Consider the following 12,107-nt stretch of genomic DNA (forward strand, 5'->3'; position numbering starts at 1 on the left):
TGAGTTGATTACTTTATATTAGAGCCAATACTCTACAACAAAGTAGCCATTATGAAACAAACTGGAAAGTTTTGGGTATTGGGCCTTATTAGTAGCTCCATTTCTCTTGCCTGCCATTCAGCACCGATCACGTTTGACACTGCGTGGCAGTTGTTACTAGAAAACAACTATTCTCTTAAAGCTCAACGTGCAAATGTTGAAAACTATCAATATCAAGAAAGCGCAACCAGCAACCTTAATCTACCTCAAGTAAGCATTGGTGCTAACTACACACGCTTGGACACCGACGTTACTCTTTCAGGAAAGCAGATCCTAGATAGCACTGGAACACACATTAATGTGCCACCTGCTTTTCAACCCATTTTTGGTGCCTTAGCGAACACCACCTCAACCATTACTGAGCGCGATATTTTCTCTTCTTCTATCCGTGCGATTTGGCCTATCTTTACTGGTGGCCGAATCTCAGCTGCGCAATCTGCCGCGGCGGGTAAAACCGATGAAGCGAAAAGTCAGTTAGCCATGGAGCAACAGGCTCGCTTTGAAGACCTTTCTAAATACTACTTCTCAGTTGTACTTGCCAAAGAAGTGCTCGCTACGCGCCAAGCAGTAGAACAAGGTTTGAAAAAGCACCGAGATTTTGCCATCAAGCTGGAAGAGCAAGGACAGATCGCTCGCGTTGAACGCCTACAAGCTGAAGCCTCATTAGACAAAGCCAAAGTAGAAACACGCAAAGCCGCCAGTGACTTGAGTATTGCACAAGCTGCTCTTGGAAAACTTCTCGCGCAAGAGGATTCTGTTGAACCAGCAGAAACCTTGTTCATTAACGATAACCTGCCACCACTGAGTGCATTTATCGATCAGACCTTGCTCACCTACCCTGGGCTCGACATTTTGGATGCCAAGCACAAACAGGCATCGAGCTTAATTAAGGCTGAGAAAGGCAAATACTACCCAGAAGTTTACTTATATGGCGATTACAGCCTGTATGAAGACGATTCGTTGGCCAGCCAAATGAAACCGGATTGGCTCGTAGGGGTTGGCGTTAACATTCCATTGATTGAATCCACAGGTCGAAGCGAAAAAGTTAAAGCAGCACAAAGCGTTGTATCTCAAGTTGATGCTCTTAAATCTCAAGCCAAACAAGACTTGTCTTTACTTGTGCAGAAAACGTATCTAGAAGCGCAGCAAGCGATTGATGAAGTGCAAGGCTTAGAATCCAGCATCGCACTAGCCAATGAAAACCTGCTTCTGCGAGAGAAGGCATTCACTCAAGGTCTTTCTTCTTCTCTCGATGTGGTTGACGCTCAGCTTTATGTCGCCAGTATAGAAACTCAACGTTCGGCGGCGCGCTTCCGCTATCTGATTTCACTAACCAAACTATTAGCATTAAGCAGTGAAATGAACAGCTTCGAACAATATCAAAATACCGCTTACGCCCCAGCGAAAATATCCAAAGAGGTTAAATAAGTCATGGCAGCAAAATCTTTAAAACCCGTTCTACTTTCACTTTGCGCCTTGGGTGTGGCTTCTTGGGTTGGCTATCAGTTTTACCAAGCTTATCAGCCAGAACCCGTTCGCTTGCAAGGTTTGATTGAAGCTCAGCAATACAGCATTTCATCGAAAGTCCCGGGTCGCATCGACGAAGTGATGGTTCGCAAAGGCGATGATGTTGAAAAAGGCCAGTTAATTTTTACGCTTCACAGCCCAGAAATCGAAGCGAAACTTGAACAAGCAAAAGCTGGTGAAAAAGCGGCAGATGCACTAGCGCAAGAAGCAGAGAAAGGTGCACGTGAGCAACAAATTCAAGCCGCGAAAGACCAATGGCTAAAAGCGAAAGCCGCAGCGGATTTGATGGAAAAAACCTATAACCGCGTGAACAACCTGTATAAAGATGGTGTGGTTGCCGAGCAAAAACGCGATGAAGCGTTAACCCAATGGCAAGCTTCTAAATACACCGAAAGTGCAGCTTTCCAGATGTATGAGATGGCGAAAGAAGGGGCTCGTAGCGAAACCAAAGTGGCCGCGGCGGAGAAAGCTCGTATGGCGTCTGGCGCAGTTGCTGAAGTGGAAGCCTATGCGAAAGATACTCAAATCTACAGTTGGTTTGACGGTGAAGTATCTCAAGTACTTTTACAAAGCGGCGAGCTTGCACCGCAGGGCTTCCCAGTCGTGACCGTCATCGACACTGAAGATGCGTGGGTAACACTGAACGTGCGCGAGGATCTGCTTAAACACTTCACTAAAGACACCACATTTAACGCATACCTGCCAGCACTAGATAAAAGTGTCGAGTTTAAAGTCACGCACGTTGCAGTAATGGGCGATTTCGCAACTTGGCGAGCGACCGATGCAGCACAAGGTTTCGATCTGCGTACCTTTGAAGTAGAAGCTCGCCCTACTCAACCAGAACCAGAACTGCGCATGGGTATGAGCGTTGTGGTTGAGCTGTAATCGCTCAAGGTAAAAAGTCTATGACGATTAAGATTTCACAACGGCATGTGTTACGGCGCGACAAGTGGCTACTGTCGTGCTTAACTTGGGTGCCTATTTTGCTTTCGCTTACCATTTGGGGCGTGTTTTCCGCGGGGATTGCGAGAGACCTGCCGATTGGCGTGGTCGATTTACAACATTCGCAGCTCTCTCGTAAGCTGATCCAAACGTTAGATGCCTCTTCAACACTGTCTGTGGATTATCACTACACCAGTGCGAATGAAGCCAAGAATGCCATGATTGAAGGCGATATTTACGCTTTTGCCGTCATTCCATCTAAGTTTGACCAAGACATTTTGCTGCATCGCCAACCGCAGCTTTCAGTGTTTTTTAACAGCCAATATATTTTGGTGGCAAAGTTAATTAATTCAGCTGTGGCACAAGCTCAAGGGTACTTTGATGCTCAGGTGCAAGTGATGGGCAATCTCGCCAAAGGCAATACAACGACGTTGTCCGCGCTCGGCCAAGCTGTGCCAGTGTCGACCCAAATCACCGCGCTGTTTAATCGCAACACTAACTACGCGCAGTTTTTGGTCACCGCTATCGTGCCCGCGATTTGGCAAATTTGTATCGTTGTGAGTACGATTTTGATCCTTGCGGCGCACTTTCGCATTTATGGGGGCAAAAATGGCTTTGAGTTTTTGGGTAATAAACCATACACAAAACTCAGCGCAATTTTGAGCCAATACATCCCAGTGTTTATGTTGCAAGGTGCCTTGTTCCTCTACTGGTTTTATGTGTTATTGGAATGGCCGATGGAAGGCAGTCTCGTAGTCATGTTACTGGCTCAATTGGTCACCGTTGTTGCCTGTATCATTATGGGCGCACTGTTTTTCTTTTTATCGATGGACCCTGCCCGCGCAATGAGTTTTGCTGGTGCATTTACTGCGCCAAGTTTTGCTTTTATGGGGATTACGTTTCCAGTTTCTGACATGAACACGCTCGCTCATGCTTGGCGCTCACTATTACCTATCACCCATTACATCGAAGTTCAGGTTGGTCAGGCAAGCTACGGAGCCTCAGCCGCTCAATCGTTTAGTGCTTTGTGGCCAATGATCTGGTATGTGGTGCCACTCTTACTGACAGCCGCATTCATTCATAAAAACCGAGCGGCAGCAGTGTCGACTCAGCAAAGGGAGGCAGCATGACACTCTGGCAACTGATTAAAGCAGAGATTCGCTCTGTGCTGACCAACCCCGTCGTCACATTAACTGTTTTTGGTGGCGTGGTTTTTTATTCGTTTTTGTATCCGCTGCCATACGCTCAACAAACCCCTAGAGAGCAGCCAATTGCGGTCGTAAACCTAGACGGAAGCCAAACCAGCCTAAAGCTAGAGCGTATGGTCGATGCGACACCTCAAGTCAAAATCGTCTCGCGTTTACATACAATTGAGGATGCAAAACAAGCGTTTTTGAATCGCAAAATTACGGGGTTCTTAGTGATCCCTGAGCACTTCTACAAAGACGTAATGTTAGGTAAAAGCCCGACTCTTGCATACGCCGCAGACGCCTCTTACTTCTTGGTTTACGGCACGGTCGTTGAAGGTTTAGCTCAAGCAGGCGGTACATTAGGCGCACAAGTTAAAGTCAGCAAAATGGTGATTGAAGGCGTACCCCTTAGTTTGGCGAGCCACAATTACTCTGCTATCAAGCTGAACATGAAACCGACCTTCAACCCAACGATGGGCTATATCGAATACGTGGTTCCTGCTGTCTTTGTGCTGATTTTGCAGCAGACACTTATTATGGCAGTTGGCTTGCAAACCGGTTCACAGCGTCATGGCCGAGGCTACTGGTCTCAGGTATCAACCGGGTCATTGTTATTGGTAAGAACGTTGGTGTTTATTGCCATTTATTACTTACTGAGCGCGTATTACTTTGGTTTTAGCTTCGAACGTCTGAGTGTGAATCACATTGCCAAAGCAGGTGAGCTCTTAACCATGCTCTTCCCGTTCTTGCTGGGTTGTTGTGGGCTAGGCTTTTGGCTTGGCTATCTACTACCAAGAAGAGAACTGGTCACCTTGGTGGTTCTAGTCAGTTCAATGCCTCTCATTTTTTTAGCGGGCTTCATTTGGCCAGTTGAATCGATACCTGCTCCACTGCTTTGGATAGCCGATTTGAGCCCGAGTACTTGGGCAATAAAAGGCTTCTTGGCGCTCAACCAAATGGGCGCGACATGGCAGCAAGTTGCCAAACATTGGACAGCATTGTGGTTGCTTGTTGCGCTATGGGGTGGCGTGGCGTATTGGATAGCAAAACGTAACAACAAACCCGTTGTTACCGAAAGCCTAAGTTAATTTTTCTCTGCAGCTCAAAGAGATAAGTTGACAGAAATCACAATTCCATGACCAGATGAACAACGAAGGGGGCGAACTATCGCCCCCTTTGTTGTATTTGAACGCCTCACAACCTCAGATTGAAATTGACTTTAATCAAGGATTCGTCCGATAAATAACTTTAAACATTTGTGACAAATTTGTAACCAACACTCACAATGGCCTGCTCCAGCTTGACGTACAAAAATTCATCACTTTTAACATCGTTTTTTGCCATAAAAACCATCGAATTTTTGCATTTTATCGAATAACACCTTTCCTATACCGTAATTTTCGAGCGCACCAACGACTGTTTTATCAGCGGTTTCACAAGAAGTGCGCCGCTCTAGTGAGAGTCGAAAATCACGTCAAAAGGAAGTTATTATGAAAACTCTTATCGCAGTGAGTGTTTTATCTATATTGTCTTTCGGTGCCCATGCTGAACGTCAATCCAACGAACCCATCAAGGTCATCGAACCCATTTCTGGGCTCGACAGTAAAAAGATTGAATTGGGTAAAACGCTGTGGTTTGAACCGAGACTGTCGGCGTCGAACACCATTTCTTGTAATTCTTGCCATAACATCGCTAAAGGTGGCGTTGATAACTTACCAAGCTCAATTGGTCACAAATGGTCAATTGGCCCAATCAACTCACCTACGGTGTTTAATTCAGATTTGAATTTCGTTCAATTTTGGAATGGGCGAGCGAAAGATCTGCAAGAGCAAGCCGCAGGCCCTATCGAAAACCCATTGGAAATGGCATTTACCCACCAACTCGCGGTCGACACTCTTCAATCTATCCCTCAATACCGCGAGTGGTTTCAACAAGCTTATGGCAGCGACAACATCACCATTGATAACGTGACCGATGCTATCGCAACATTTGAACAAACGCTGCGTACGCCAAACTCTCCATTCGATTTATGGTTGAAAGGTAACGACGACGCACTCACTACTGCACAAGTGGAAGGCTATCAACTGTTTAAAGACAAAGGCTGTACTGCTTGTCACAGCGGGCCATTAGCGGGCGGACAAATGTATCAAAAAATGGGGTTAGTGAAGCCATTTGCGACAGACAACCCAGATGTTGGCCGCAAAGCCATTACCGGAAGTGATTTCGATAAGTTCGTCTTCAAAGTCCCAACCTTACGTAACGTAGAATTGACCTACCCGTACTTCCATGACGGGTCTGTTTGGGATCTTCAAGAAGCGGTAGAAATGATGGCCGATCTGCAACTTGGTCAAAAGCTAACAAAAGAAGAGTCCACCAAAATCACTGAATTCTTACGTTCTCTGACAGGTGAGCAACCACAAGTCACCTTGCCTCACTTACCACCATCAACTCATGAAACCGCAAGGCCAAATATTTAAAATTTAGTTGGCACTAAACAGAACAAAGGAGCCGAGAGGCTCCTTTTGTAACGTCTAAATCGATGAATCAATTAAGCCACATGCTCCATTGCGTTCGAGCCTTCGACAGGCGTAAAAAACTCATCGTGTAATGCACAAATGGCGCGTTGATATTCTTTGTCACTGACGACAAATTGCACGTTTACATTACGCAGTGACGAGTGCAACGCCACCGGGGTGACACCGCTGTTCATGAGAGAAAGTACGCCTTTCGCTAACGTTTTGTTAGTGTCGATGTGAGAACCGATGGCTGAAATTAGCGCAACCATTCGCCCTTTAATGGAAGCATTCGGGTAACGTTTTTCGGCCTTGTATAACACTTTGTTTAAGCTGTCCGAGCTACCGCCAAGATAATACGTAATCGAGTTAGCGTTCATCTCTTTACCGATCAAGCTGACGCGTGCATCAGAGATGATTTCCATCAATTCGTAACTCACGTTGTCAACCTTGCCGACTATCGCTTGATCGAACAAGTGCAGTGCGAAGACCTTTTCTTTACCGGCGATAATTTCCACTTTGTCTTCTTCTGGGCGATACCCTGAAGATATCAACGTACCTTCATGTTCTGGCTCAAACGTGTTTTTGATTTGCAGCTCAATCCCACTTTCGCGCAAACCAGCGGCAGCATTGGGATGAATCGCCTCCATGCCCAAATTAGCAAGTTGATCCGCTACATCGTAGTTCGTGCTTCCAATTGGCAACACTTTCTCTGGGCCGACCACGCGCGGGTCCGCTGAGCTCAAATGGTATTCTTTATGGATGATGGCTAGGTCTGCTTTGGTGATAGCGGCAATACGACTGAACGTCATTTCACTGTAGCCTCGGTCATAAGTGTGCATCAAACCTTCTTTGCAGTATGCATAACCCGTGACGATAGGCAGTTCTTTGGTCACATCGATATCAGCAAACGCGTCGCGAATGGAATCATCGAGATTTCTTGGTTCCTGATTATCCCAACCAGAGAGATCCACAAACCTCGCATTGATGCCCATGTTTTTCAGCTTAAGCGCTGTATTGTACGCACTGTGCGCTTCACCAATCGACGATAGAAACTCGCGAATTTGTGGCAGATAGTGACGCAGAGAAAACTGTCCGTATTGGCAGGTTTCTAGAATATTAGCGATACAATTTTTCGCCTCTGCAATGCGTGAACGAATGAACTTATCCGCTCGAATGCGATTCATTGGATCCGCAAAGATGTTTTCGTTAGTAAGCAACATGCGGCTTTCCACATACGCTAAGGCGTCTTGCCATTGATCGTCACGTTTCGCAATTAACTGATAGACGCCTGCTTTGCTGGTTTTTTTACATTCTAATAGCGCGTCGGTCATGCCACCGTATGCTGACACAACAAAAATGCGGTTGTATGGCGTTTTAGGACGAAGAATAATATTGTCGAGAACAGCATCAAATGCTGTCATTGAAGTACCGCCGATTTTTTCTACGGTAAAAGTCATGATAAGCCTTTTTTGATTGGTAACGTTAAGTGAAATAGAGAAAAAGAAAGCGCGTAGAAATGTGAGGCGACGTGCGCCTCACACTTAGCTTTTAGTCAACGAGCGGATAAACGCCGTTTTCATCGTGCACTTCGGCACCTGTAATTGGGGGATTGAAAACGCACGCCATGACCATTTCTTTGTTTTTGTATGCTCTTAGGTAATGCTCGTCGTGCTTGTCCAGAATGTACAATGTGCCCGGTTTGATTGGGTAAGTTTCGCCCCCCACCACTTCGATTTCACCTTCGCCGCTCATGCAGAAAACGGACTCTAGGTGATTTTGGTAATGAATATGCGTTTCCGTTCCTTCATAAATCGTGGTGATGTGGAAAGAAAATCCCATGTTGTCATCTTTCAACAACATACGTACGCTTTCCCAGTTATCCGCGACTACGCGACGTTCACTATTTCGACACTCGTCAAGTGTTCTTACGATCATAATTAATAATCCTTATTAAGATGCTTGTTTGAAGTGTTTTGCAGCAATCGTTTCTACTGCACGTTCAAAGATGCTTAGTCCTTGGTTCAGCTCAGATTCACTGATAGTCAATGGACAGAAAAACTTCACCACCTCATCATCTGGGCCTGCGGTTTCAATCACCATGCCGTCGTCAAAACATGCTTTAGCGATTTCTGCTGCCAAGTCACCGTGAATACACTCGATGCCAATCATCATGCCGCGTCCCTTTTTCTGAACAAACATTTGCGGGAAACGACGCACGCAGCGATCAATCACTTCACTCACATTTTGCGAACATTGCTTAATGTGCGTTTCGAAATCGTCATTTGACCAGTAGATTTCTAGTGCTTTTGCCGCAGTAATAAATGCGTGGTTGTTACCACGGAACGTGCCGTTATGCTCGCCTGGTTTCCATTGGTCAAGTTCTGGTTTCAGCAGTACAACCGCCATTGGCAGACCGTACCCACCGATCGATTTCGATAGCGTCACAATATCGGGTTCAATACCTGATGGCTCAAAACTGAAGAATGTCCCAGTTCGGCCACAACCAGCTTGAATGTCATCGACAATCAATAGAATGTCGTTTGCTTTACATATTTTACTCAGGCGCTGTAGCCACTCATTAGAGGCGGCGTTTAAACCACCCTCGCCTTGTACGGTTTCCAGCAATACGGCTGCTGGCTTGTCCATACCTGCAGAGTTGTCATTCAGCATAGTTTCGAACAGTGCCAAACCATCAACGCCTGCATAACCTTCAAACGGAATGCGCGTTACATTTGTAAGGCTTGAGCCGTTACCTTGTCGGTGATGCTGATTACCTGTAGCCGCCAACGCACCTGCGGTACAACCGTGGAAACCGTTAGTGAATGCAACAACGCTGCTTCTGCCTTTCACTTTTTTCGCCAACTTAAGTGCTGCTTCCACCGCATTCGTACCAGTTGGGCCGGTGAATTGAACTTTATAGTCCAGTTTTCTTGGTTTTAAGATGTAGTTATCCAGCGCAGCGAGAAAGCCCGCTTTCGCTTCTGAATGCATATCCAAACCGTGAGTGATGCCATCCATTTCGATGTATTCAAGTAGTGCTTGCTTCAATACAGGATTGTTATGGCCATAATTTAGGGATCCCGCTCCAGCGAGGAAGTCTAAGTAGCGTTCACCTTGTTCTGTTTCTAGCCAGCAACCTTTCGCTTTGCGAAATACCACTGGAAAATTGTTTGAATATGAGCGTACGTTGGATTCCTGCTTTTTGAAAATATCCATGATGAGACCGTTTTTGATTCCTATTGTTTGAGGATTATTTGAGAGGAATGCGATACAAAAACTCTGTATCGTGCTTGCCTTTAAAATGGGCTTTTTCATCCAAAAAAGTGCTGACTTGGCCATGACTGCCGTTCATCGAATCTAACTTTTTGAACAACGCCCAAGAGGCTTGGTTATCTTCCGTGATGGTCGTTTCTACCGATTTAACCTCGCTCAGCGCTTCCCTTTCGAGAAGCTCCTTGAGCATACGAAATGCTAAACCGTTACCTCTGAATCGAGGTGATACAGCGACTTGCCAAATGAATAATACGTCTTGTTCGTCAGGTTTCTGATAACCCGAGATGAAGCCAGCGATGTCGCCTTTGTGCTCAACCAAAATGCTGGTTTTGCTGAAATGCGTTGACTGTAGAAAATTGCAGTAAGAAGAGTTCATGTCCAACGGAGGACAATCTGCAATTAAGCTGTAAATGCCGTCACCATCAGAGATTTTAGGTTCACGAAAAATCCATTTTTTGCTTGGGTCTTCTCCAATTTCTGGATAAAGCACCCAAGGTGCTGATGTGATCATTTTGAAATACATATCCTTTGACGTCTAATTAAATTTCGTATTTATTATGGACATTCTTTACGGTTAAAAATCAAATAATCGGCGTTTTAATCTAGATTGATGTGACTCAAGTCACACTAAAGCAACATTTAACCTAAATTTAAAATAGTTTGAACTCTAATTTATTAAAGCATCATTTAATACGAAACAACTCAACATGAGTCAGAATGCAGCGGGGTTTCAAAGAGAGGACTTAAGGTTTTTTACATAAAAAAACGGCACACTTTCGCATGCCGTTTTAAGGTTAGTTTTGTCGTCGTGGCTATTTATCTTTTTTGACTGCCTTGGTACTTGGACGAGGCTCATCCATTAGACCTTTAATCAAAGAAACTGTCGCAACAAGCAATACGATGGTAAATGGTAAGCCTGTAGTTACTGCCATCGCTTGAGCCGCTGCCAGCCCGCCACCGAGCATCAGTGCGATGGCGACTAAGCCTTCAAACGTACACCAGAAAACACGTTGTGGTGTTGGCGCATCGACTTTACCACCAGCCGCAATCGTATCGATCACAAGAGAACCTGAGTCCGACGACGTGATAAAGAACACAACCACCAGAATGATACCTACTACCGATGTGATTTCTGCAAACGGCATTACGTCTAACATGGCGAACAGTTTAAGCGGCAGCTCAGCATTGAATACGGCTTCGTAACCGTCATTCACGTACTGGCTGATCGCTGTGCCACCAAAAGCGGTCATCCAAAGCACACAAACCGTCGAAGGAATCAAAATAACGCAGATGATAAATTCACGAACCGAACGTCCACGTGAAACACGTGCGATAAACATGCCCACGAATGGTGACCAAGAAATCCACCAAGCCCAGTAGAACGCAGTCCAACCTTGAGAGTAATTTACGTCTTCACGTTCAAACGGCATAGACAATGCGGGAATGTTAGTGATGTACGACGCGATGTTGTCGAAAAAGCCAGTCAGAATCGCCATTGTTGGGCCAACGATGATCACAAAGAACAGCAACATCGCCGCCAGAATCATGTTGATTTCAGACAGACGTTTTACCCCACTATCAAGGCCTGCAACCACCGAGATCAGCGCCAATGCAGTGATCACTACAATCAACACGACTTGAGTTGTGTCGGTCATTGGCACACCAAACAAGAAGTTCAAACCTGTTGCTGCTTGTGAAGCGCCATAGCCGAGCGATGTCGCCAGACCAAATACCGTCGCAACAACCGCAAGAATGTCGATAATGTGCCCTACCCAGCCCCAAACTCGTTCGCCAAACAGCGGGTAGAAGATGGAACGCATGGTCAGTGGCAACCCTTTGTTGAACGAAAAAATCGCTAAGCCAAGGGCCAACAACGCATAAATCGACCAAGGGTGAAGTGCCCAGTGGTAAATGGTCGCAGCCATACCAAGCGCAGATGCAGCATCTGTATCACCAACCGCACCACCAAGTGGTGCCCAGTCGGTGCGCACACCATTTTCAATGTTCACGCCGCCAAGTGCAGAGCTGAAGTGCGACATTGGCTCAGACACACCAAAAAACACTAATCCGATGCCCATACCGGCTGCGAACAACATCGCTAGCCAGCCTGCATAAGAGTAATCTGGTGTCGCTTCAGTACCACCAATTCGAACTCGGCCAAGCGGTGTCACAATCAAGACCAAGCAGACAATGACAAATACGTTGCCAGAAGCAAGAAAGAACCAGTCAAGATTGGATACTAGCCAAGCACGTAAGCCAGCGAAAAAGGGTTCAACTTGTTGGCGAAAAGTTAGCGTTGCCACAACAAAGAGGACGATAGCCATCCCAGAAATTGCGAAAACTCGGTTGTGAATGTCTAAGCCGAATGGGCCGACTTTTAACGCGACGTTATCCTGACCAATCTGATAGTCAGTATCTATCGCGTTTACCTTTCCATCGGGACGTTTAATCCCACCATTATTGTCGGTGCTCACGAATAATCTCCTTAACAATACGTGACCAAATTTAAATACTTTGTAGGAGTTTGAGTGATGATTAGTTCACATCACCAAGCACAAGTTTAAGTATATGTATTTTCTTAAAGTAGTAGCTCTCATTAGCATCTTAAAAGGAAACACCT

General features: G+C 45.7%; 10 protein-coding genes. 5 read left to right on the forward strand and 5 right to left on the reverse strand.

Features of this window, described 5'->3' with window-relative positions:
* The first annotated feature begins 51 nt into the window (after nt 1–51).
* The 5 genes from ACF8OV_RS05310 to ACF8OV_RS05330 all read left to right on the forward strand — a co-directional run bounded on the left by ACF8OV_RS05310 (nt 52) and on the right by ACF8OV_RS05330 (nt 6,175).
* The gene (locus ACF8OV_RS05310; RefSeq protein WP_005500452.1) at nt 52–1,467 is read left to right on the forward strand and encodes a TolC family protein; all 1,416 of its coding nucleotides are present in this window, start codon (nt 52–54) and stop codon (nt 1,465–1,467) included.
* A gap of 3 nt (nt 1,468–1,470) precedes the next feature.
* Complete coding sequence (locus tag ACF8OV_RS05315; protein ID WP_025532531.1) at nt 1,471–2,451, forward strand: HlyD family secretion protein; 981 nt, start codon at nt 1,471–1,473, stop codon at nt 2,449–2,451.
* A 20-nt stretch (nt 2,452–2,471) separates the two neighbouring features.
* Nucleotides 2,472–3,638 carry an ABC transporter permease gene (locus tag ACF8OV_RS05320; RefSeq protein WP_025628801.1) on the forward strand — a complete coding sequence of 389 codons (1,167 nt, stop codon included), beginning with the start codon at nt 2,472–2,474 and terminating at the stop codon, nt 3,636–3,638.
* Nucleotides 3,635–4,786: an ABC transporter permease gene (locus ACF8OV_RS05325; RefSeq protein ID WP_025593360.1), complete on the forward strand. Its 1,152-nt coding sequence runs from the start codon at nt 3,635–3,637 to the stop codon at nt 4,784–4,786. Before ACF8OV_RS05320 ends, ACF8OV_RS05325 begins: the two co-directional genes overlap by 4 nt.
* 402 nt (nt 4,787–5,188) lie before the next feature.
* Complete coding sequence (locus tag ACF8OV_RS05330) at nt 5,189–6,175, forward strand: cytochrome-c peroxidase (RefSeq protein WP_020838951.1); 987 nt, start codon at nt 5,189–5,191, stop codon at nt 6,173–6,175.
* A 71-nt stretch (nt 6,176–6,246) separates the two neighbouring features.
* On the opposite strand, the gene ACF8OV_RS05335 is transcribed toward ACF8OV_RS05330, so the two are convergent.
* The 5 genes from ACF8OV_RS05335 to ACF8OV_RS05355 form a co-directional block, all read right to left on the reverse strand.
* Nucleotides 6,247–7,671 carry an aspartate kinase gene (locus tag ACF8OV_RS05335; protein ID WP_017448940.1) on the reverse strand — a complete coding sequence of 475 codons (1,425 nt, stop codon included), beginning with the start codon at nt 7,669–7,671 and terminating at the stop codon, nt 6,247–6,249.
* Between the two features lie 91 nt (nt 7,672–7,762).
* A complete protein-coding gene (locus ACF8OV_RS05340; RefSeq protein ID WP_005464385.1) occupies nt 7,763–8,149 on the reverse strand; it encodes an ectoine synthase in 387 nt (128 codons plus the stop codon).
* 15 nt (nt 8,150–8,164) lie between these two features.
* Nucleotides 8,165–9,430: a diaminobutyrate--2-oxoglutarate transaminase gene (gene ectB, locus ACF8OV_RS05345; protein WP_005464458.1), complete on the reverse strand. Its 1,266-nt coding sequence runs from the start codon at nt 9,428–9,430 to the stop codon at nt 8,165–8,167.
* A 34-nt stretch (nt 9,431–9,464) separates the two neighbouring features.
* Nucleotides 9,465–9,998, reverse strand: a complete 534-nt coding sequence (gene ectA, locus ACF8OV_RS05350; protein WP_169615730.1) for a diaminobutyrate acetyltransferase — start codon at nt 9,996–9,998, stop codon at nt 9,465–9,467.
* Between the two features lie 301 nt (nt 9,999–10,299).
* Nucleotides 10,300–11,961 (reverse strand): BCCT family transporter, encoded by a 1,662-nt coding sequence (locus tag ACF8OV_RS05355; protein WP_020838949.1) that lies wholly within the window; start codon nt 11,959–11,961, stop codon nt 10,300–10,302.
* Nucleotides 11,962–12,107: the final 146 nt, after the last annotated feature.

It is taken from the genome of Vibrio sp. GLN_1 (genome assembly GCF_043106015.1).
Lineage (GTDB): Bacteria > Pseudomonadota > Gammaproteobacteria > Enterobacterales > Vibrionaceae > Vibrio > Vibrio parahaemolyticus.